Annotated in this window: 19 protein-coding genes; 11 read left to right on the plus strand and 8 right to left on the minus strand. The window is 61.3% G+C overall.

Annotated elements, in window-relative coordinates:
* Positions 1-109 precede the first annotated feature (109 nt).
* The 5 genes from BGRAMDRAFT_RS16165 to BGRAMDRAFT_RS16185 all read right to left on the minus strand — a co-directional run bounded on the left by BGRAMDRAFT_RS16165 (position 110) and on the right by BGRAMDRAFT_RS16185 (position 4,685).
* Positions 110-1,333, minus strand: a complete 1,224-nt coding sequence (locus tag BGRAMDRAFT_RS16165) for a porin (RefSeq protein WP_006049859.1) — start codon at positions 1,331-1,333, stop codon at positions 110-112.
* Between the two features lie 18 nt (positions 1,334-1,351).
* Positions 1,352-1,915, minus strand: coding sequence for a hypothetical protein (locus tag BGRAMDRAFT_RS16170; RefSeq protein WP_006049860.1), 564 nt, complete (start codon positions 1,913-1,915; stop codon positions 1,352-1,354).
* A gap of 117 nt (positions 1,916-2,032) precedes the next feature.
* Positions 2,033-3,376, minus strand: a complete 1,344-nt coding sequence (locus tag BGRAMDRAFT_RS16175; RefSeq protein WP_006049861.1) for an MFS transporter — start codon at positions 3,374-3,376, stop codon at positions 2,033-2,035.
* A 107-nt stretch (positions 3,377-3,483) separates the two neighbouring features.
* Complete coding sequence (locus BGRAMDRAFT_RS16180; protein WP_006049862.1) at positions 3,484-3,843, minus strand: protocatechuate 3,4-dioxygenase subunit alpha; 360 nt, start codon at positions 3,841-3,843, stop codon at positions 3,484-3,486.
* Positions 3,840-4,685 (minus strand): gallate dioxygenase, encoded by an 846-nt coding sequence (locus BGRAMDRAFT_RS16185; protein WP_006049863.1) that lies wholly within the window; start codon positions 4,683-4,685, stop codon positions 3,840-3,842. Before BGRAMDRAFT_RS16185 ends, BGRAMDRAFT_RS16180 begins: the two co-directional genes overlap by 4 nt.
* Before the next feature lie 399 nt (positions 4,686-5,084).
* On the opposite strand from BGRAMDRAFT_RS16185, the gene BGRAMDRAFT_RS16190 reads away from it, so the two are divergent.
* Complete coding sequence (locus BGRAMDRAFT_RS16190; protein ID WP_006049864.1) at positions 5,085-5,786, plus strand: GntR family transcriptional regulator; 702 nt, start codon at positions 5,085-5,087, stop codon at positions 5,784-5,786.
* 77 nt (positions 5,787-5,863) lie between these two features.
* On the plus strand, positions 5,864-7,129 hold the full coding sequence (locus BGRAMDRAFT_RS16195; protein ID WP_044021225.1) for a LysR family transcriptional regulator: 1,266 nt from the start codon (positions 5,864-5,866) through the stop codon (positions 7,127-7,129).
* 12 nt (positions 7,130-7,141) lie between these two features.
* On the opposite strand, the gene BGRAMDRAFT_RS16200 is transcribed toward BGRAMDRAFT_RS16195, so the two are convergent.
* Positions 7,142-8,254, minus strand: a complete 1,113-nt coding sequence (locus tag BGRAMDRAFT_RS16200) for a 4-oxalomesaconate tautomerase (protein ID WP_006049866.1) — start codon at positions 8,252-8,254, stop codon at positions 7,142-7,144.
* Positions 8,255-8,582: 328 nt separating this feature from the next.
* Between BGRAMDRAFT_RS16200 and BGRAMDRAFT_RS16205 the strand changes: the two genes are divergently transcribed.
* Positions 8,583-8,897, plus strand: a complete 315-nt coding sequence (locus BGRAMDRAFT_RS16205) for a hypothetical protein (protein ID WP_006049867.1) — start codon at positions 8,583-8,585, stop codon at positions 8,895-8,897.
* Positions 8,898-9,124: 227 nt separating this feature from the next.
* On the opposite strand, the gene BGRAMDRAFT_RS16210 is transcribed toward BGRAMDRAFT_RS16205, so the two are convergent.
* Positions 9,125-10,150 carry a nitrilase-related carbon-nitrogen hydrolase gene (locus BGRAMDRAFT_RS16210; RefSeq protein ID WP_063825215.1) on the minus strand — a complete coding sequence of 342 codons (1,026 nt, stop codon included), beginning with the start codon at positions 10,148-10,150 and terminating at the stop codon, positions 9,125-9,127.
* A 94-nt stretch (positions 10,151-10,244) separates the two neighbouring features.
* Here BGRAMDRAFT_RS16210 and BGRAMDRAFT_RS16215 point away from each other — a divergent pair, with 94 nt between their 5' ends.
* The 5 genes from BGRAMDRAFT_RS16215 to BGRAMDRAFT_RS16235 are packed head-to-tail and all read left to right on the plus strand — an operon-like array spanning position 10,245 to position 13,206.
* Positions 10,245-11,147: a LysR family transcriptional regulator gene (locus BGRAMDRAFT_RS16215; RefSeq protein WP_006049870.1), complete on the plus strand. Its 903-nt coding sequence runs from the start codon at positions 10,245-10,247 to the stop codon at positions 11,145-11,147.
* 60 nt (positions 11,148-11,207) lie between these two features.
* Positions 11,208-11,543 (plus strand): ArsR/SmtB family transcription factor, encoded by a 336-nt coding sequence (locus BGRAMDRAFT_RS16220; protein WP_006049871.1) that lies wholly within the window; start codon positions 11,208-11,210, stop codon positions 11,541-11,543.
* Complete coding sequence (locus tag BGRAMDRAFT_RS16225; RefSeq protein ID WP_006049872.1) at positions 11,540-12,100, plus strand: SRPBCC family protein; 561 nt, start codon at positions 11,540-11,542, stop codon at positions 12,098-12,100. The genes BGRAMDRAFT_RS16220 and BGRAMDRAFT_RS16225 overlap by 4 nt, the downstream gene beginning before the upstream one ends.
* On the plus strand, positions 12,093-12,515 hold the full coding sequence (locus BGRAMDRAFT_RS16230) for a DUF1801 domain-containing protein (protein WP_006049873.1): 423 nt from the start codon (positions 12,093-12,095) through the stop codon (positions 12,513-12,515). The genes BGRAMDRAFT_RS16225 and BGRAMDRAFT_RS16230 overlap by 8 nt, the downstream gene beginning before the upstream one ends.
* Positions 12,516-12,537: 22 nt before the next feature.
* A complete protein-coding gene (locus tag BGRAMDRAFT_RS16235) occupies positions 12,538-13,206 on the plus strand; it encodes an O-methyltransferase (RefSeq protein ID WP_006049874.1) in 669 nt (222 codons plus the stop codon).
* A gap of 3 nt (positions 13,207-13,209) precedes the next feature.
* Here BGRAMDRAFT_RS16235 and BGRAMDRAFT_RS16240 read toward each other — a convergent pair whose 3' ends face one another.
* Positions 13,210-15,360: a tetratricopeptide repeat protein gene (locus BGRAMDRAFT_RS16240; protein ID WP_006049875.1), complete on the minus strand. Its 2,151-nt coding sequence runs from the start codon at positions 15,358-15,360 to the stop codon at positions 13,210-13,212.
* Between the two features lie 211 nt (positions 15,361-15,571).
* Here BGRAMDRAFT_RS16240 and BGRAMDRAFT_RS16245 point away from each other — a divergent pair, with 211 nt between their 5' ends.
* From BGRAMDRAFT_RS16245 to BGRAMDRAFT_RS16255, 3 genes are all read left to right on the plus strand, one after another.
* A complete protein-coding gene (locus BGRAMDRAFT_RS16245; protein ID WP_006049876.1) occupies positions 15,572-15,973 on the plus strand; it encodes a DUF2946 domain-containing protein in 402 nt (133 codons plus the stop codon).
* 133 nt (positions 15,974-16,106) lie between these two features.
* Positions 16,107-18,422 (plus strand): TonB-dependent receptor, encoded by a 2,316-nt coding sequence (locus BGRAMDRAFT_RS16250; RefSeq protein WP_006049877.1) that lies wholly within the window; start codon positions 16,107-16,109, stop codon positions 18,420-18,422.
* 57 nt (positions 18,423-18,479) lie between these two features.
* Entirely contained in the window at positions 18,480-19,955 is a 1,476-nt protein-coding gene (locus BGRAMDRAFT_RS16255; protein WP_006049878.1) for a PepSY-associated TM helix domain-containing protein, read from the plus strand.
* The last annotated feature ends 38 nt before the right edge of the window (positions 19,956-19,993 follow it).

Raw genomic sequence — 19,993 nt, forward strand, 5'->3', positions numbered from 1 at the left:
TGCAACAAGGGAGCAATTACTGTTCCGCGACAACAAAAAAGCCGGGCTGACGCATGCAATACATACATGCAGCCCGGCTTTTCAAACGACCGCAAACTCAATCCATTCGTCAGAAGCGGTGAATGATGCCCACGCCGAAAGCGAACTGATTGCCGGTCGTCGACGGCGCGGTGTTGTAGCCGTCGCCAAGCGTCGCCGTGGCGTCGATGATCTGCCCAGCCCCATTCGTGCCGAGCGTCTTCCCCTTCGCATGTTGATACGCTTCCAGCGCGTAAAGGCCAGTGCGTTTTGAAAGCGAGTAGTACTGGGACAGGTTGAACTGGTGATACTGCGCGCTGTCTTCAATGCCGTTCGCTCGTGTCGCGCGCGTGTAGCTGTAGCCCGCGCCGAAATCCCACGCGACCATCGGCTTCCAGTGCAACACGAGACCGCCTGTATTGAAGATGGCCGTGTCGTGGAATTTCGAGCCTGTGCCCGGAATGTACTGCACGTTCGTATAGGTCGCCGTGACGTCCCACGCGCTGTTAAACGTATAACCGCCACCCACTGCGAAACGCTGCTGCGCCTGCGCGGTCTGATAGCCGTTCGTCACCGCGGATACGCCGATCTGCGAGCCGCCGTTCGTGGTCGTGGAATCCGCGCCCCATGTGCCGCCGCCGAGCGTCGAGTTGTTGATCCGCGAGAAGCCGACCGCGAGGCCGATCGGACCCAACGCATATTGCGCCGCAGTGGACCATGTCGAGCCGCGGTTCGTGCTGCCGGCCACGCCGCCGAGCGAATACGAACCGCTCACAGTCAGACCGTATAGTTTCGGCGACGTATATTCGAGCGTGTTGTTCGCGCGGTAAATTGTATCGAGACCGTCGACGTCGCCAGGATGCGCGCCATAGTAGCCGGTGAGCCAGGTCGTCGGACTATACGGCGACAGCATCTGGTAGTACGACGCATATTGGCGACCCGCCGTGAAAGTACCGTACGCGGGATTGGTAACGCCGACCCAGGCCTGGCGGCCGAACATCGCATTGCTGTATTGCTGCGCGCCCGTCCCCGAGTTAAAGCCTGATTCAAGCTGGAAAATGACCTTCGTGCCGCCGCCGAGATCTTCCCCGCCTTTAAGGCCGAAGCGGCTGCCGGCCCATACACCCGGCGTGAACTTGACAGCGGATTTCCCGCCGCTCGTCGAGCCCAGCGTGGACGTCTGATTGCTGGTGTAAGAAAGGCCGTTATCGACAATACCGTACAACGTCACGCTGCTTTGCGCGAAGGCCGGCACTGAGGCCGCCAGTGCCGCGCCGAATAGCGCGACGTCAATTCCCCTGAGACTTCTTTTCATTCTCCAGATCTCCAATTGCTACGTCTTTGTTGAAATACTTTTTTGCGCTTCTCTTTCGAACCGGCGCTTCACCGTCAATGCAAGCGGCACGGTGAAGAAGATGTGAGACATAAAGCCGCCGATAATCACCGCGGGGTCGTAGTAGTTCGGGTGATTATCTGAAGCGATCATGATGGCCACGTGCATGACGATCCACGCGAGCACCGCATAGAAGAGTGCGACGAGCGTCGCTTCAATGCCGCGTCGGCGAAAGTATGGCCAGACGGCGGAGAACAGCACGCCCCATGCAATCGCGAACACGAAATGAATACCCGTGCCCACTACGTAGGCCCATATACCGATCGACTCCTGCACGCCTTTGCCGAATACGAGACCCGTTGCGTTGCGCGGAATGCCGGCGAGCGGCATCAGATGCTGCGCGCCGACCCAGATCAACGCCTCGTAAATCCAGATGATCACCGCGCCGAGCAATCCGCCCGCCACGCCCGCGCGAATCATTGCCTGACGATTGGGCCACGTCCACCGGGACGAAAGTTCTCTTCTTTTAAACTCGCTCGCGCTTGCACTCAACTTGCCGTCCATGTCTGCTCCCGGATAAACGCGCTGTAGATGTAGTAAGCGCGCTGTGTTCGCGTTCGATACAAGAACGGAGGCGCAAGCTGAACGCCGCAAGTTCTCGCCACTCACCGCAAAACAGATCTATGCGTCGGCAACCGGACTGGTAATGAAACGCAAGGCAAGCCGGTTCATCCCGATTGCCACGGCCGCGATAATGGCGGGAACCGCAAGCACGGAAAACACGACCTGGAAGCTGAATCCGAGCGACAGCAACGCGCCGCCCACGAGCGAACCGAGAATGCCGCCGAGCCGCCCAAAGCCGAGCATCCAGCTCACGCCGGTTGCGCGAGCGCGGGTCGGATAGCAGCTTGGCGCGAGTGCATTGAGCCCCGTCTGCGCACCGCTCATGAAGAAGCCCGCACACGTGACGAGAACCGGCAACAGGCTCGACTTCAGCGTGCCCATGCCGAGCGCGAAAATGAAAACGCCGCCAAGCAGATACGCTGCGCCAATCACGCCGTTGCGATCCAGACGGTCCATCGCGAAGCCCACCGCGACGGCGCCAATCGTGCCGCCCAACTGGAACATGCCGGTGATCGCAGCCGCGCGTTCGACGGGCAAGCCGGCGTCCTTGATCAGCGTCGGCAGCCAGCCGGTCAACAGATAAATGATGAGAAGGCCCATGAAATACGTGAGCCACAGCATCAGCGTGCTGAGCGCGTAACCATCGGCGAATAACATGCGCACCGGCGCCTTTGCCGCAACCACGGGTTCGGGCGACGTGAAACGCACGTCCTTGTCGAACAGGTGGCCGCAGACGCGTCCGAGCGTCGCCGCGATACGTTCGTTCGGCATCTTGCGCACCAGCATCAGGCGAGCGGACTCGGGCAAGAGCCACAACAAAAGCGGCACGCTCACGATCGGCAGGATGCCGCCGAACATGAACACCGAGCGCCAGCCGTAGTGCGGAATCAGCGAGGCCGCGACGAAGCCGCCCGCTCCCGAGCCGAAATTGAAGCCCGTAAACATGATGGTGAGCAGCAGCGAACGGCTGCGCGACGGCACGTATTCGGAAAGCAGCGTCGTCGAATTCGGCATGGCCGCGCCGAGTCCGAGGCCAGTGAGAAAACGCAATACGACGAGTTGTACAGGCGTTTCGGCGAACGCGCAGATCAGGCTGAAAAAGCCGAAGCAGAATACAGAAGCGATCAATACCTTCTTGCGTCCGATGCGATCGGCAATCGGACCCGCCGCCAATGCGCCGACCGCGAGGCCGACCATCGCAGCGCTCATCACCGGACCAAACGCGGTACGGCTCACGCTCCAGTCATGCATGATGACGGGCGCGACGAAACCCATCACGGCCGTATCGAGGCCGTCCATCATGACGATCACAAAGCACAGAACGAGGACGAGCCATTGATAGGGCGACACCTTGCGCGCGTCGATAAACGCCTTGATGTCGACTGAATCTGCAGATTTCATGCTTGTCTCCGAAGAAAATAGTTTCCCGTCCCGGCTTTCGATGGAAGCCGGGTTTTGTTCTCGTATCCGAATTAAATGCACCGGCAGGCGGCACGGTGTCCGGCCTTCTACACGGCTTCCGGCACCTTGCGCGTCTTCAGAAACGCTTCGAGCGTTTCGCCTCGCATGCTTGCGTACATGCCCAGGTTGGTGATCTTCACGACGCGCGCGAATTTCTCCAGCACGAAGAAACACACGCCATAGCGGATCAGGCCGATCCAGTCGGCGTTATCGACGAGCGTGCGCTCCTCGGGTGTCAGACCTGCCGCGTCATAAGCCGCCTCGCGGTTCGCGAGCCACAGCGTGCGCGCCGCGGCTTCGCGCATTTGCCAGAAGAAGCGGTTCAGCCGCATGGCCTTCATGCTCTGGCGAATGTCGAACGGATAGGTGCCCGTCAGTTCTTCGACGCCGATCAATTGCGGATTCATTGCGCCACCTCGTCTTCGTAAATCGTGACGGCCATTGCCGTGCTGGTCGCCAGGTAATAGTTGCGATGTAGCTCGCGCACCGTTGGCCCGAGCGCGCCGCGCATCGCGAGCCACATGATCGTTTCGACGCTTTCCGCGCCGCCCAGGCGCACATAGTCGACATGCTTCATCGCGGCCAGACGCTCTGGTTCGTGAACGATCAAGTCCAGAAATTCCATGTCCCATTCGGTGTTGTTAAAGCCGCTGCGCTCGCCGTGAACCTGATGCGACAGGCCGCCGGTGCCGACCACCACGACATCGAGGTCCGCTTCATACGATTCGATTGCGCGGCGCAGTGCCTGTCCGAGCCGATAGCAGCGGTTCGCGGTCGGCAGCGGATACTGCAGCACGTTGACCTCGATTGGCACGAGCGCAAGCGGCCAGCCGCCCGCATGCGGCAACATCAATGAAAGCGGCGAATTGCAGCCATGATCGAGCGGACGATCCTGGAATATCGTGAGATCGAACTCGTCGTTGACCAGTTGCTCGGCAATGTGAATCGCGAGGTCGGGGTGGCCCGCTACATCCGGAAGCGGACGTTTTCCCGCGCCCTCGTCCGCGAATTCATGAGTGGCCGATACGCCCAGTGCGAAGGTCGGATAGCAGTCGAAGAAAAAGCTGTTCGCGTGGTCGTTGTAGAACATCACCATCGCGTCCGGCTTGCGCTCGGCGAGCCAGCTCGCCACCGGTTCATAGCCCTTGAAAAGCGGCGCCCATGCCGGATCGTTCTGCTTGCCCTTGTCGTACGCCATGCCGATAGTCGGCACATGCGAAGTGCCGATGCCGCCAATGATCCTTGCCATTTCGTTTGTCTTCCGTTACTTCGTGCTGCGCTATTGCTGTGTGCGAATCGGATAGGTTGCCGGGAACACGAAAGAAGCGTTGGCAACCGTCTTGGGATACGAAGATAGGAATTGTGGGGGCTCTCGGGAAGTACGGGTAAACGCGCGAGATGAGCAGAATTGTGGCTACCAGTGGAGTGCGAGAGCCCTTCCGTCTTCATGCAATGACCCGCGAGCCGCATGATGCCGGGCCGCTTTGGTATCCCGAACGGATCTAAGCTGACTTCGCAACCGCATTTCTGGAATGGCCGCCAATAAACAAATTAGATGGCCATAAAACCAACTCGCAAGACGCTTTCGAAGCGTGGTGCAACCCGGCTCGCGTGGCTATACTGGACGACGTCCAACGAGTAGACGACGATGAACGAAACCACTCAGCAGGCCATTGTTCAGACCTTACGCGAGAAAATCCTGGCAGGCGAACTGTCGCCCGGACAACGGCTCGTCGAAGCGCAACTCGCGCAATGGCTCGGCGTGTCGCGAACGCCGCTGCGTTATGCGCTCAGCGTCTTGTCATCCGAAGGACTGCTCGATCGCTCCGGCGCGCGCGGTTATGTGGTGCGCCGTTTCAGCGTGCGCGACGTGTTGAATGCGATCGACGTGCGCGGCGTGCTTGAGGGTCTCGCCGCGCGTTCGGTTGCCGAGGGCGGCGTGGGCGCGGCGCTCGCCGCCGCACTCGACGACTGCCTGCGCGATGGCGACGAGATTTTCCGCAACGGCCAGCTAAAACCCGGCGACGACGTGCGTTATGCCGACATGAACGGGCGCTTTCACTCGCTCATCATCGAAGCCGCGCAAAACGCAGCGGTGAGCGCCGCGCTGAGCCTGAACGACAAGATTCCGTTCGTCTCGCCGTTCACCATCGCATTCGACGAAGCCGCGCGCGAGCGCCAGTTCATGATGCTGATGTACGCGCACCGCCAGCATCATGCGATCACGGACGCGTTGAAGAATGGCGAAGGCGCGCGCGTAGAGGCGTTGATGAAGGAACATACGCACATCTCGAAGGAAAGCCTCAATCTGTCGCTGCCGGCGTTGCACCTCATCGCGGGCGCGGCATGACGCAGAACGCAGCGCCGCGTCGCGTGAGGAACCAGGGCACCGCGCAAGGAACCACGCCTACGTCCGCAAGCGCCGCCATGCGCACTACGCCCGCGAATACGAAAGACCTCCTCAACCTCGCGCAACTACGCGCGTTTCGCCTCGTCGCCGATAGGGGCAGCGCGACGCGCGCGGCGGCTGCGCTGTTTCGCGCGCAATCGGCGGTCACGCGATCGGTACAGGAACTCGAATCGGCGCTCGGCGAACCGCTCTTCGATCGTGGTCCTTCGGGCATGTTGCCCACGCCGGTTGGGCGCGCGGTCCTGCTTCGCTGCGAGCGGATTTTTGCGGAGCTCGAAGAACTCGCGCAATGGTGCGCCGCGCGCCAGACGCGTCGCCGGCCCGCTGCTGAGGGCGCGTTGCCCGCGTATTTGCTGAACACGCGGCGGCTGCAAATCTTCGTCGCGCTGGCACGGCATCGTCATATGCCGAGCGCCGCGAAGACGTTCGGCATCAGCCAGCCTGCCGTGAGTACCGCGATTCGCGTACTGGAAAGCGGCTCGAGTTTGAGCCTCTTTCATAGAAGCCCGCGCGGTATTCTGCTCACGACGGAAGGCGAAACTTTTCTGCTGCACGTGCGCCGCGCATTGAACGAACTGCGCCACGTACCCGACGATATTGCCGCATTGCGCGGCAACATCCAGGGCGCGGTGACCGTCGGCGCATTGCCGCTCGGGCGCACGCTGATCCTGCCGAAAGCCATCGCGAAGATGAGCGCGGAAAATCCAGGCGTGCGCGTCGTCACCGACGAAAGCGCCTATGAAGCGTTAGTGGCGGGTCTGCGAGCGGGCGACATCGACTTCATTCTCGGCGCACTGCGCGAAAACGACGCGACCAGTGGCCTGCGGAACGAGCGCCTGATGTCGGAAGACATGGTGCTTCTCGTGCGCCGCGATCACCCGCTCACGCGCGCGCATGAGCCGCGTATCTCCGATTTGCGCGACGTTCAATGGATTCTGCCGCGCAGCCACGCGCCGGCTCGCGCGCTATTCGAAGCGCAATTCAAGCGGATGAAAATCAGGCCGCCGCTGCCTACCGTCGAAACCGCCGATCTCGCGGTGATTCGCGGCCTGCTGCTGGGCACCGACATGGTTGCGGCGCTGTCGGCGCAGCAGTTGCACTACGAAGTGCAAACGGGCCAGCTCGCGGTGCTCGACGTGCCGCTTCACAATACGCGCCGCGACATAGGGCTGACGCTGCGCGCGGCGGGTACACCGTCGCCGGCGGCTCGCGCGCTGATCGACGCGATTCGTTTGTCGGTGGTGGACGTTACGCGTACCGTCAGCACCGCCACGACGAACTAGCGGCCGTTTAGTTTATAAAGAACCTCTTTGTTCCCACACCGAAGCAGGAATGCCGACCACGCCGTCGAACAACCAGCGCGCGGTGCGCAGCAGCGCCGCGCTCAACACCACGGGACGATCGCGCTCGCCGCCGAGTGTCAGTTCGACAGTGAACTCGCCAGTCGGATGCTCGACGGACACCTGCTTGCGCGCGCCTTCTGCATCGACGTTTGCAAGGCCGTCGCAGACAGTTCCCGGCAACACTGCGGCGGTTGCCACGCTGACCGCGCCGAGCACGCCGATGGATGCATGGCAGCGGTGCGGAATAAAGCTGCGCGTGGAGATGGTGCCGCCATCGCGCGGTTCGGCGACGAGACACATCTTCGGCACAGTGCGCGTGCTGACATCGCCGAGGTTCATCATCGGGCCTACGGCCAGGCGGATTTTTTCGATGCGCGCCTTCAGTTCCTCGTCGGCATCCAGTTCCTCGCGCGTTTCGTAACCGCTGCGTTGCAGGTCGCGCGCGCGCATCAGCACAAGCGGCATGCCGTTATCGATGCACGTCACCTCCACGCCTTCAACGGTGTCCTTCAATTGACCCGTCGGCAAAAGCGCGCCGCATGTCGAACCGGCCGTGTCCCTGAATTCGAGTGGAATCGGCGCGGCGCCGCCAGGCACGCCGTCGATGCGCGCGTCGCCTTCATACGTCACGCGAAAATCCGGCGTGCTGACTGTGGCCACTGCAATCTGACGGGTGTTCACCATGTGAATGGCCACACGCGTGCTGCCTTCTTCCGCTTTGACGAGTCCGCGCTCGATCGCATACGGCCCGACGCCCGCGAGAATGTTGCCGCAATTCTGGCCGAAATCGACGCGCGCCTCGTTGACGACAACCTGCGCAAACAGATAATCGACGTCGGCGTCCTCGCGCGACGAGCGGGAAACGATCGCGACCTTGCTCGTCAGCGGATCGGCGCCGCCGATACCGTCGATCTGCCGCGGGTCGGGCGAACCCATCACGGCGAGCAGAACACGGTCGCGCTCGACTGGATCGGCGGGCAGATCGGACGCCATGAAAAACGCGCCCTTCGACGTGCCGCCGCGAATCAACATGCAGGGAATGCGGGTCTGTGTGCGACCGGACATCGCGGGTCTCCAACGCTAATGTGGCTGTCATTGTAGATTTGGCGCGCGTCGATCAAGCACCTAAAGGGGCCTGCAAAGCCATCTAATCTGCTTATCGGTAACGTTGGCATCACGCGTTTTTGCAGATCACAAAGCGCGTGTAAACGCGCTTTGTCTACGTAGCTGCAATGCGTTGGTGCAGCGCACTTGAAAGCCATGCTTTCTACAGACGAAAACCCTCACCCCGCCCATGCCCGCGATTGCCCTTAAAAACGCCTTCTATTCGACCAATTGAAGTTCGCTCGCCCGGCGCACACTGTTTTCGTGCCAATCGCGCCAGGAGCGTCAGATGTCTTCCCGCCATCGCCCGAATCGCCCGAATCGCCCGGACTGCCCGGATCGCCCGTTCGACGAAAATCTGCCCGAGTTGACGGCAACCGAAGCGAGCTCCGCGTCCGCTGGCGACACGGGCACCATGCACGACCTGCACCTCGCTTCGCAAAATGTGTTGCGCCTCGCGACGCAGACGTACAATGCAGCGGCGCGGGGAGATGAAAGAGCGGCGCACGCAGCGCGTGCTTCGCTGGAAAAGCAGCTTGGAGTGGCCACGCATTTGATCGACGAGATTCTTTCCGCCGGCGACGACCAACCCACGATGCACTGACCGGCTGGCAACACAGTACAGCCAACGATAACGACAGCACTTCTATAACGTTCGAGACACGAAATGAGCGCTTTGACGGTAATTCTCTGCATTTGGGCGATGGTTGCGGTGTGCGCGGTGCTGTTCATCCGAGGCGCGACGGCGCGCATCGAGCGCCCCACGAAATCGACGCAAAGCCGTCCGGCGCGCTTTTCAATCGCGGAATAGGTGTTCTGGCGCGGGTCGCATCAACCGATGACGCGATTGCGTCGGACCTGCGCAAACGACACTGCAACCGCGCCTTTGGCCGACACGCGTTGCGCGTCGAAGTCCGCGGCGTTTAGCGCAGAGCGGCTCAATGCGCCATAAAGATTCGATCGGCGGGCGCCGAGCCATTCGCGCCCAGGGCTAACCCCTATCAGCCTCGTGTCGAGTTCGGCATAGACGAGGCCACCTGTCGTTTCGCCGCTCGACATGTCCGCTAATGTGCGGCCGAACGGATCGACGATCATCGCGGCGCCGGCCCGTTTCGGCTGCCCGGCGATATCGGCGCCATCGATGAACACGACAAACATTCCGTTATCGACGGCTCGCGCAGGCAGCCAGCGACACAGCCATTTTTCGGCACTGCATGCGGCTTCGCAACGCGCCACATTCGCTATCGACGCGCGGTTAAGCGCCTGCTCCATCGACATCGGCTGAATCCACTCGCTCCCCTCCCCGCTCACACCATACGTTCGATGCGGCGCGATCAGCAGCGTCGCGCCCATCAGCGCCGTCATGCGCACGTTCTCGACCACATAGTTATCGGCGCCGATCAGGATACCGATGCGAATACCCGCTGACGCAGCGAACACGGTGAAGCGATCGCCGCTGCCAATGCGCGGATGCTCGAACGCATGCAGCTTTCTGTGGCAATAGCGCACGCCGCCCGGCAGACACACCAGATAGCTGTTGAACAACTGCCCATCCGTCGCGCGCTCGATAAGTCCCACACCAGCCGCGACGCCAGTGCGCTCGACGGCATCCATGACCGCGCGCACGGAAGGACCATCCAGTGGTTCAGCAAGCGCATTCAGTTCGGCACGGTTCAGCTTCGCCATGCTCGCGTATCCGCTGATACAAGCCTCGGGAAAGACCACGAGGTCGATGTTGCGCGACGCGGCAAGCGTCAACCAGTCCGCGATACGCGCGACGTTTTGCGCGGCTTGCCCGCGGCACGACACAAGCGGCACCGATGCAACCCGAAACGACGAAGCGAACGAAGACAGCATTTTCACGGCCCGGTGAAATAAGAGCAGCACCATTGGACCGCGCTACCATCCATACGTAAAATGAAAGTTTCGGTGCATTCGATTACTTTCAAGAATGGAACTCAAACTACTGCGGGCATTTCTCACGGTCACCGAGCTGCGTCATTTCGGCCAGGCAGCGGACGTTTTATGCGTGAGTCAACCCGCTCTTAGCAAGCAGATCGCGGCACTCGAAGCGAGCCTCGGCGCGCGTCTTTTCGAGCGTGGCCGGCATGGCGCGGAACTCACTACTTTTGGCGCTGGCTTTCTCGCCGATGCGGAAGCGCTAGTTCGCGATGCCGACGAAATCCTCGCGCGGGCACGCGAGGCGAGCAGCGGCGCGCGCGGTTTTCTGCGCGTGGGTCTCGGGCTCTCCACGCTGACCGAAGTCCCGCAACTGGTCGCCGACTTTCGCAAGCGCTATCCCAACGTCAGTGTGACGCTCAACGACCTGTCGTCGGCGGAGCAAACGCGACGGCTTCTTTCCGGCAAGCTCGAAGTGGGCTTTCTGCGCTTGCCGGCCGACACCGGCCTCTCCGCATTCGCGATGCTCGACGAGGCACTCGGGCTGGCTATTCCGCAGCACGCACGCTGGAAACGCCTTCCTTCGGACCTGAACGAACTGAACGAGCCGGGCTTCATTGCACTCGCGCGCGGACGGGGTCCGGGCCTCGCCGCGCAGATCGACCAGTGGTGTGCTGCGCATCGTTTCGTGCCCAATGTGATCCAGCAGACCGACGACATTCAGACCGTGCTCGCCGGCGTGGCCGCAGGCGTCGGCGCCGCGTTTCTGCCGTCCCGCGTGCAGTATTTGTTGCGCGACGCGAGAGTGCTGCCGTTGCGCGGACCCGGCGCCAGTTGGCGCATCGGTCTCGCATGGCAAACCGCGCGCGACGATGCGGTCGTGAAATGCTTCGTCGAGTTCGTGAAGGCGGCGCGGAAAGCGAAGCGAAACCGGAGCCAACCAAACGAATCGTGAGGCTTTCGCATCCACAGCCGCGGCTTGACACGTATATGCCTCACGGAGTATATAAACGACATGGACTCAACTTTCGCCATCATCGCCGAGCCGAGCCGCCGCGCCATTCTCAGTCTGCTTGCAGCTTCGGAGCAGTCCGTGGGCGATATCGAAGAGCAGCTCAATCTCTCGCAGCCCTCTGTTTCGAAGCATTTGCGTGTGCTTCGTGACGCCGGCTTCGTCGAGTCTCGCGTCGACGCGCAACGGCGCGTCTATCGCATCAAACCGGAGCCGCTCATGGAGATCGACGCGTGGCTCGCTCCGTTCCGCCGTTTCTGGTCGGTTCATCTCGACGCGCTCGAGCGTCATCTCGATCAGACTCATCCCGCACCACGTCGCAAGGAGAAGAAGCGATGAGCAATCGCGATTCATACAGGCCCGGCCCCGCCGCCGGCGCAGAAGTTCAGAAAGACGGAGACCGGTGGACGCTCGTCCTCGTGCGCGAACTGCGTCATTCGCCGGAGAAAGTCTGGCAAGCGCTGACGGACCCGACGAGCCTGCGCGAATGGGCGCCGTTCGATGCGGACCACAGCCTTGCATCGGTCGGTCCGGTCAAGCTTTCGACAGTGGGCACGCCCACGCCGCAAGTGTCGGAGACGCAAGTCACGCGCGCCGACGCGCCGAATCTGCTCGAGTACCGCTGGGGCGAGAACGATCTTCGCTGGCAACTCGAATCGCTAGGCGACGGCACGCGTTTGACGTTGTGGCACAACATCGACCGCAAGTTCATCTCGATGGGCGCAGCCGGGCTGGCACATATGCCTCGACGTGCTCGACCATTTCCTCGCGGGCGATCCGCTGGGACGTATCGTCGCCGGCGATGCGATGAATTTCGAATGGCCGCGTCTGAATACCGAATACGCGAAGCAATTCGGCCTCTGAACCGAACAAGCTCGGGAGAGCACTATGAATAAATCGGCTTCGTCGGAAGCACTGCCGGCCTCGGAACTGATCGACAAAAGAATTGCCGATCTCGCGGACTGGCGCGGCGCCACTTTGAGCAGAGTGCGCAAGCTCATCCACGAAGCCGATCCTGACGTGATCGAAGAATGGAAATGGATGGGCACGCCTGTGTGGTCGCATGATGGAATCATCTGCACGGGCGAGTCGTACAAGTCCGCGGTGAAGCTGACGTTCCTGAAGGGCGCTTCGCTCGCGGACCCCGCAAAGCTTTTCAATTCGAGTCTCGACGGCAATGCGAGGCGCGCAATCGACATTCACGAAGGCGAGGAACTCGACGCGAATGCGTTTAAGGCCCTGATTCATGCGGCAATCGCGCTTAATGAATCGGGCAAGGCATCGAAGGCGAAGCCGAAGCGCGCGAAGTAGTTCACACCATGCGGGAGAAACGATGGACGAGAACCTTTGGAATACGATCGACGAATATCTGACAAGCAGCCTTCTACCCGAAGATGCGTCACTCGACGCCGCATTGCACGCAAGTGCCGAGGCGGGTCTGCCGTCCATCAACGTCGCGCCGAATCAGGGCAAGCTGCTGCATCTGCTCGCGAAACTGCGCGGCGCGCGGCGTATTCTCGAAGTCGGCACACTCGGCGGCTATAGCACGATCTGGCTCGCAAGAGCGCTGCCGCCAACCGGTCAACTCATCTCTCTCGAAGGAAACAGCGACTATGCTCAAGTGGCGCGAGCGAACCTGGAACGCGCGGGCGTGTCGGGCGTTGCGTCGATCGTCGTGGGCGCCGCGGCGCAAACGCTCGCGCAGTTCGTCGCCGATAACGTCGAACCGTTCGACATGATTTTTCTCGACGCCGACAAGAAGAGCTATCCCGAGTACCTGCGCCTGTCACTGCAATTGAGCCGCGTCGGTACGCTGATCGTCGGCGATAACGTGATTCGCCGCGGCCGCATTGCCGATCACGCGAGCAGCGATCCGGACGTAGCCGGCCTGCATGAATTCTTCAGGCTGCTTGGCAGCAATCCGCGCCTCGATTCCACTGCGATTCAAACGGTCGGCACAAAAGGGTGGGACGGCTTTTCGATGACGCTCGTAACCGCGTAGCGGCTACTCGCGCACACCGAATCGCGCGACGCACGCCTGTCTCACTCTTTCGACAACCGCCGTCCACTCCTCGCCCCGCTCGCGGCGAAATAGTCGCAGCGTGTGCGGATACCACGGCGAATCGCTGCGCTCGTGCATCCATCGCCAGTCCACATCTTTCTCCGGCAGTATCACCCAGCAGGGTTTGCCGAGCGACGCAGCGAGATGCGCGATCGACGTGTCGACGCAAATCACCAGATCGAGTTGCGCGACGATCGCCGCGCTGTCGGCAAGATCTGTCACCATCGAACCAACGTGGAGCAACGGCTGATCAGGTGGCGGGTGGCGCGCCTCGTCCTCGCCCTGCCCTTTCTGCAGACTCACGAAGCTGAGACCGGCCACGCTCCACAACGGCGCAAGCGTAACGAGCGACGGAATCGAACGATTGGCGTCGTTATGATGCTTCGCATTGCCCTTCCACACGAGACCGATCTTGCGCCCCGGCGGCAATGCGTCGAGCACAGGCCGCCATTTTTCGACGAGCGACTCTTCGGCCGCGAGCCGGACCGGCCGCGGAATCGTATCGACGGTTGTGCGCAAATGCAGTGGCGCACTCAAGAGACTCGTCCAGCAATCATAATCGGATGCACGCGCCGCTGCCCTCTCGTGATCCAGCACAGAGTCCACACCGTCGACGCGAGTCATCAGCCGATGCAACGCGGGCGCGCAGGCAAACGCAATATGCGCGGCGCCCTGCGCCTTCAGTAACGCGAAATAGCGGCTGAATTGCAGCATGTCGCCGAGACCGTCTTCCTGCCAGACGAGCAACGATCGTCCCGAGAGCGCGTCGCCCTGCCACTGCGGACACGATAGCCGCTGAGCAGTCTGCCGATGCACGAAACCCGTCTGCTGATAGCGGCATTCATAAAGCGGCCAGCCTTCCTCGAAACGTCCCATGCTCAGCAGCAATGTCGCGAGCCCGAAGCGCGCGTCGTCGTAATCGGCGCGTAGCGAAAGTGCGCGACGGTATGCGCTTTCCGCCTCGGGCAGACGCGTCAATTGCGCGAGCGCGGCGCCGAGGTTGTAATGCGCTTCGGCCAGATCGGGATCAGTGGATAGCGCCTGTTCGAAAGCCTCGACGGCCTCGGGCAAACAGTCGAGCAGGCGCAGCACGCAGCCGAGATTGTTATAAGCGGGCGCTATGTCGGGACGCAGGCGAACCGCTTCGCGATAAGCGGCCGCGGCTTCCTCCATGCGTTCGAGTTTGAAAAGCGTGATGCCGAGGTTGTAATGGGCCTCGGCGTAATCGGCGCAAAGCGCGATTGCCTTGCGATACGCGGACTCGGCTTCGGGCAGCCGTGCAAGATCGGTCAGCGCCGCGCCAAGATTGACGTGAGCCTCCGCGTAGTCGGGGCGCATGGTCAACGCAAGCCGGCAAGCGAGTTCGGCTTCGGTCAGACGCTGCGCAGCCTTCAACGCGCCGGCGAGGTTATTCAATGCCTCCGGATAATGCGGCTGGATGCTGAGCGCGTCGCGATAAGCCGCGTCCGCTTCGTCGACACGACCGAGATCCATCAACACGTTGCCCAGATTGTTGTGCGCTTGCGCGTGCGCCGGTAATCGGCGCAGCGTCTCGCGATATGCGGCCTCGGCTTCATGCAGGCGTCGCAACGTTTGCAATACGACGCCGTGGTTATAGTGCGCCTCGGCATGGTCCGGGCGAAGGGAAAGCGCACGCCGATACGACACCTCGGCCTCTTCATGATGGCCTTGCGCATGCAGCACTGCGCCCAGTTGATTGTGAGCGTCCGCATGCTCGGGCCGCATCGCGATGAGTTGCCGATAAATTGCTTTGGCCGCCGACAGGCGACCGCGCGCTTTCAGCAACGCGCCGAAGCTCTCATACACTTCGACATAACCTGGCGCGATACGCAGGCATCGGCGCCAATGGCGCTCTGCATCGTCCGCGTGACCGAGACGGCACGACGAAGCCCCGGCGATGTTCAGCGCGTCGGCCATTGCGTGAATCGCTGCATCGTCGAGCGTGCTTTCGTCGTGCTCGATCGCGGGCATTACCGTCGATAATGCCGCGGCAAATTCATCCGCCGAGTAGAGCGCTATCGCCTGCTGGTTGAGTTGTGCAATTGAAGAGGCGAGCGTCTGCGTGAAAGTCATGAGTCCAGTAACGTTGCGAGTGCGGCGTCCACGCGCGGGATCGCCCATGTTGCACAAAGGCCAACATGTACCACGCAGATTAAGCGATGCGGCCGCGTTGTAACGGCGGGAAATGAGCGGATTTCCGGCTTCAATCCGTCGTTATGCCGGACATCGGGCAGAAAAATGTGCGTGGCAGTGCTAGAATCGCCGCGTTTTCCTGCTCATCGCCATGACTCCACACTCCCGCAACCGTCTGACCGCCTGGCTTGGCCTCATCGCCATGTGGCTCGTCGTGTTTGCGCCGGTCGTGAGTCAGACGCTGGTCTCCAACCGCGCGCAGGAGCCGATTGCCGCGCTATGTTCGGCGCTGCAAACCGTTCAGCCCGGCGCGATGCAGCACGCCAGCCGCGCCGACACATCGGCCGTCCACCTCAGTCACGACGACGCCTTCGGCGCTTGCGGTTACTGTCATCTGTTGCAGCATCATGTGGCCATGCCCACGGTTGCGGCCGCGCAGCCGCCGGTTGTCATCGTCATGACAGGCACGGCGCCGCCCAGTCTCTCCACCCGCTTCACACCACTCGGCGCGTTCCCTTCGGGACGCCCTAGAGCACCGCCCTCCGTTTCCTGATCGTCGTTGTTCCTGATCGCCCGCGCATTGCGTGCATTGACCACATGTGGCCGCGTTAGCCACATGCGGCCGCATTTGCCGCATCTGTCGATGGCGCGCGCGATCGTCCGTTCAATGCATGAAGGAAACGCTCATGTCGATCTTCTCATTGCGAAGGCTGCGCGCCTTCGTTCCCCCAGCCATGACCGCGTTAGCGGTCGCGCCGGCTCACGCCGACACGGCGAGCGCCGACACGACGCTGCCCGCCGTTAGCGTGAGTGCGAATAGCGCTGCAAACGAAAGCGTCGCGCCCCGCGCCGTCGATCCGAATCTGCCGGCTTCGGTCGAAACAGTCACGCGCGAGCAATTCTCCAACTGGAATGTCGTGAACACCGAGGACGTGCTGAAGTACATGCCGAATCTCGCGGTTCGCAAACGCTTTATCGGCGATCTGAATTCGATCATCGCAGTGCGCGGCACGAGCAATACGCAAAGTGCGCGCGGTCTGGTCTATGCGGACGGGCTGTTGCTGAGCAATCTGCTGGGCAACAACTTTTCTTTTCCACCGCGCTGGTCGATGGTGTCTCCCGACGAGATCCAGCAGGTCGATGTGATTTATGGCCCGTATTCCGCGCTCTATCCGGGCAATTCGCTTGGCGCGACCGTATTGATCAGCACGCGCATGCCAAAGAAATTCGAAGCGGAAGCCGACGTGAAAGCATTCACGCAGCACTTCAGCCTTTATGGTGTGAACCGTAATTTCAACGGCAGCGAAGCGAGCGCTTCTATCGGCAACCAGATCGGCAAGTTCTCGTTTCTGCTCGGCGTGAACCATCTGGAAAACACGAGCCAGCCGCTGCAATTCGCGACGCTCGCCAAATCGGGCACGCCCGCGAAGGCCGGCGACACGCCGGTTACAGGAGCGTACTTCTACAACAACCAGACCAATACGCCGACCGCCATACTCGGTATTAACGGCGAAGGCATCGAGCACACCGTCCAGGACCAGTTCAAGCTGAAGATGCAGTACGACTTCACGCCGACACTGCAAGGCGCTTTTACGCTCGGCTACTGGCATCAAACGTATAACAGCGAGACGTCGAGTTTTCTGCGCGACGCGAACGGCAACGCTGTATATGGCGGCAAGGTTTCGATCAACGGCTACGAGTACACGATTCCGGCTTCCGCATTCGCGCCGAGCCTGGGCCATAGCGAGAACTGGTTCTATGGCGTGACGCTGAAAACGCGCAACGCCACAGGCTGGAACGGCGAGGCGATCGCCTCGTATTACGACGTCAGTAATAGCGTCGCGCGTCTTGCAAGTTCCGGTGCGCCCGACAATGGCGCGGGCACCGTGACCTTCGGCGACGGCACCGGCTGGAAGACACTCGACTTGCGCAGTACTTACACGCCAGCGTCGACGCAAGCGGGTCTCGCGAATCATGCGCTCGCTTTCGGCTACCACTACGACAATTACTTTCTCGACAACGAAAGTTACTCGACGCTCAATTGGCGCGACGGCTCCGCGACTTCATTCGCCAACGCATTCGCCGGCAAGACGCAAACTCAGGCGCTCTACGCACAGGACGCATGGCGCTTCCTGCCGCGCTGGAAATTCGTGTATGGCGTGCGTTACGAAGACTGGCGCGCGTACGACGGATCGCAAGCGTTGCCGGGCACAAGGGTTGCACTCGCTAACGCCAGTGAGCAGCACTTCTCGCCGAAGGCTTCGCTTTCATTCGATGTGAGCGACGATCTGACGTTACGCGCGTCGATTGGCCGCGCATATCGCTTTCCCACGGTCAGTGAATTGTTCCAGGGGCAAATCAACGGCTCCTCGATCGTCAACAACAACCCGAACCTGAAACCGGAAGACGATCTTTCGAAAGAACTCACCGCCGAATGGGCGCATTGGAATGGCATCTTCCGTTTCTCGCTGTTTCAGGACGACGTGAAGAACACCATTTTCAGCCAGACGGATACGACCGTGATTCCGAACGTGACGAACTTCCAGAACATCGGCAAAGTGCGTTCGCGCGGCGTGGAAACGAGCTATGCCGGTGAGAACGTATTCATGCGCGGACTCGATCTTCTGGCAAGCGTCGCTTATACGCAATCGAAGATCATTGCCAATGCGCAGAACCCCGCGAGCGTCGGCAAGTACTTTTATCGCATTCCGCTATGGCGCGTGAATGTGGCGGCGACCTATCGCTTCGACGAACGCGCGGCAGTGACACTCGCCGCGCGCTATTCGGGCCGCCAATACAACACGCTCACGAATACCGACACGAATCCGGATGTATTCGGCGGCACGAGTTCTTACACGGTGGCGGACGCGAAGTTCACGTTCAGGCCCACGAAGCTGAGCGAAGTCGGCATTGGCGTCGACAACATTTTCGATGCGCGCTACTTCGTCTATCACCCTTACCCAGGACGCACGTTCTATCTGGAAGCGAAGTTGCGCATGTAGCGCGCAATCGTAGCGTTCTAGCGCAAGAACCAGATCAATCTTCTTCAGGAGGATTCAATGTCCACCATCGCACCGCATAACGCCGTATTAGGCACGACGAGTCCCAGCAGCGGCTATCGCACGCTCTGGCGATGGCACTTCTACGCTGGCCTCTTCGTGATGCCGTTTCTCATCGTCTTGGCAATAACGGGTACGTTGTACTGTTTTCAGCCGCAAATCGAGCCGCTGCTTTATCCGCGGCTTCTCGTCGTCGAACCGCAAACGGCGCCGCGCATGTCAGAAGACGCGCTGCTCGCGCGAGCGCGTGCGGCCATGCCGTCCAATGCAATCGCCGTCACCGCCGCGATCTCGAACACGCCCGAGCGCAGCACGGAATTCATTTTTCGTCTCGCGGACGGCGAAAAGCAGAGTGTCTATCTGAACCCGTATAGCGGAGAAGTACTCGGCACATTGAGCGTCGAGCGTCGCTTGATGCAGGTTGACCGCATGCTTCATCGCAAGCTATTGCTCGGCAAACCGGGCGAATTGCTAATGGAGCTTGCCGCATGCTGGACACTCGTGATGATCGGCACCGGCATCGCGCTGTGGTGGCCGCGTGAAACGACACGCGTGCGGGATGCACTCGTGCCGCGTCTGACGTTAAAGGGCCGGCCGCTGTGGAAGAGCATCCACGCGGTCATGGGCATCTGGCTCGCACTCGGCGCGCTTGCATTCGTGTTGACCGGTTTGCCGTGGTCCGGCTCGTGGGGTCAGCAGTTCAAGGCGCTCGCGACCGCTGCGAATCTCGGCGCTCCGCCTGGCACGTGGGGCGGCTTGCCGTTGCGCTCGGTGCTGCCTGCGGGCACGAGCAAAGAGATCGACGCGAAGACAAAACCAGGCGCACAAGCAGAACACGCCGCGCATATGGACTCCATGCCCGGCATGGTGATGGACGACTTGCCGCTGCCGCAAACGCCCTGGGCCGTCGGCAATGCGCCGGTGCCCGCTTCCGCCGATGCGAAAGCAGCGGCCCCGTTGCCGCTCGGCCACATCGTCGCGCAAGCCGCGTCGCTCCGTGTCACGAGCGGCTACAACATCGCGTTGCCGACATCGCCGACGGGCGTCTATACCGTGTCGTATTTCCCAGCCGATCCACAACTGGAACGCACCATCTATATCGATCAGTACAGCGGCGCGATTCTCAAGGACATTCGCTATGCCGACTATGGCGGCGTATCGAAAGCGGTGTCATACGGCACGTCATTGCATATGGGCCGCTATTTCGGCGTCGCCAATCAGATTCTGTGCGCCGCGATTTCGTTGGGGCTCGCGTTGATGGCCGTGACCGGCTGCGTGATGTGGTGGAAGCGCAAACCGCAGCGCTCGCTCGGCGCGCCTTCGCGGGAAAGAGCCGCACCGCCGATGCGCGGCTGGAAAACCGGCCTCGTCATGCTCGGCATTGTTTTTCCGTTGATGGGCGCAACGCTTGTCGCCGTATGGCTCGCCGACCGCGCGATATTCGGCCGTGCAGCGCACGGCCTTCAACGTCGTTAAAGCAATGCGCGTTAAAGGCGCGCTAAAGCAAGTCGCGT

Origin of the sequence: Paraburkholderia graminis C4D1M, assembly GCF_000172415.1 — a bacterium.
GTDB lineage: Bacteria > Pseudomonadota > Gammaproteobacteria > Burkholderiales > Burkholderiaceae > Paraburkholderia > Paraburkholderia graminis.

What these genes read in the sequence shown, in the direction of transcription:
- BGRAMDRAFT_RS16210 (WP_063825215.1), bottom strand. Translation starts at nt 10,150, where the DNA reads ATGCTGTCTTCGTTCGCTTCGTCGTTTCGGGTTGCATCGGTGCCGCTT.
- BGRAMDRAFT_RS16165 (WP_006049859.1), bottom strand. Translation starts at nt 1,333, where the DNA reads ATGAAAAGAAGTCTCAGGGGAATTGACGTCGCGCTATTCGGCGCGGCA.
- BGRAMDRAFT_RS16220 (WP_006049871.1), top strand. Translation starts at nt 11,208, where the DNA reads ATGGACTCAACTTTCGCCATCATCGCCGAGCCGAGCCGCCGCGCCATT.
- BGRAMDRAFT_RS16255 (WP_006049878.1), top strand. Translation starts at nt 18,480, where the DNA reads ATGTCCACCATCGCACCGCATAACGCCGTATTAGGCACGACGAGTCCC.
- BGRAMDRAFT_RS16215 (WP_006049870.1), top strand. Translation starts at nt 10,245, where the DNA reads ATGGAACTCAAACTACTGCGGGCATTTCTCACGGTCACCGAGCTGCGT.
- BGRAMDRAFT_RS16180 (WP_006049862.1), bottom strand. Translation starts at nt 3,843, where the DNA reads ATGAATCCGCAATTGATCGGCGTCGAAGAACTGACGGGCACCTATCCG.
- BGRAMDRAFT_RS16175 (WP_006049861.1), bottom strand. Translation starts at nt 3,376, where the DNA reads ATGAAATCTGCAGATTCAGTCGACATCAAGGCGTTTATCGACGCGCGC.
- BGRAMDRAFT_RS16235 (WP_006049874.1), top strand. Translation starts at nt 12,538, where the DNA reads ATGGACGAGAACCTTTGGAATACGATCGACGAATATCTGACAAGCAGC.
- BGRAMDRAFT_RS16250 (WP_006049877.1), top strand. Translation starts at nt 16,107, where the DNA reads ATGTCGATCTTCTCATTGCGAAGGCTGCGCGCCTTCGTTCCCCCAGCC.
- BGRAMDRAFT_RS16190 (WP_006049864.1), top strand. Translation starts at nt 5,085, where the DNA reads ATGAACGAAACCACTCAGCAGGCCATTGTTCAGACCTTACGCGAGAAA.
- BGRAMDRAFT_RS16200 (WP_006049866.1), bottom strand. Translation starts at nt 8,254, where the DNA reads ATGTCCGGTCGCACACAGACCCGCATTCCCTGCATGTTGATTCGCGGC.
- BGRAMDRAFT_RS16245 (WP_006049876.1), top strand. Translation starts at nt 15,572, where the DNA reads ATGACTCCACACTCCCGCAACCGTCTGACCGCCTGGCTTGGCCTCATC.
- BGRAMDRAFT_RS16225 (WP_006049872.1), top strand. Translation starts at nt 11,540, where the DNA reads ATGAGCAATCGCGATTCATACAGGCCCGGCCCCGCCGCCGGCGCAGAA.
- BGRAMDRAFT_RS16185 (WP_006049863.1), bottom strand. Translation starts at nt 4,685, where the DNA reads ATGGCAAGGATCATTGGCGGCATCGGCACTTCGCATGTGCCGACTATC.
- BGRAMDRAFT_RS16170 (WP_006049860.1), bottom strand. Translation starts at nt 1,915, where the DNA reads ATGGACGGCAAGTTGAGTGCAAGCGCGAGCGAGTTTAAAAGAAGAGAA.
- BGRAMDRAFT_RS16205 (WP_006049867.1), top strand. Translation starts at nt 8,583, where the DNA reads ATGTCTTCCCGCCATCGCCCGAATCGCCCGAATCGCCCGGACTGCCCG.
- BGRAMDRAFT_RS16195 (WP_044021225.1), top strand. Translation starts at nt 5,864, where the DNA reads ATGCGCACTACGCCCGCGAATACGAAAGACCTCCTCAACCTCGCGCAA.
- BGRAMDRAFT_RS16240 (WP_006049875.1), bottom strand. Translation starts at nt 15,360, where the DNA reads ATGACTTTCACGCAGACGCTCGCCTCTTCAATTGCACAACTCAACCAG.
- BGRAMDRAFT_RS16230 (WP_006049873.1), top strand. Translation starts at nt 12,093, where the DNA reads ATGAATAAATCGGCTTCGTCGGAAGCACTGCCGGCCTCGGAACTGATC.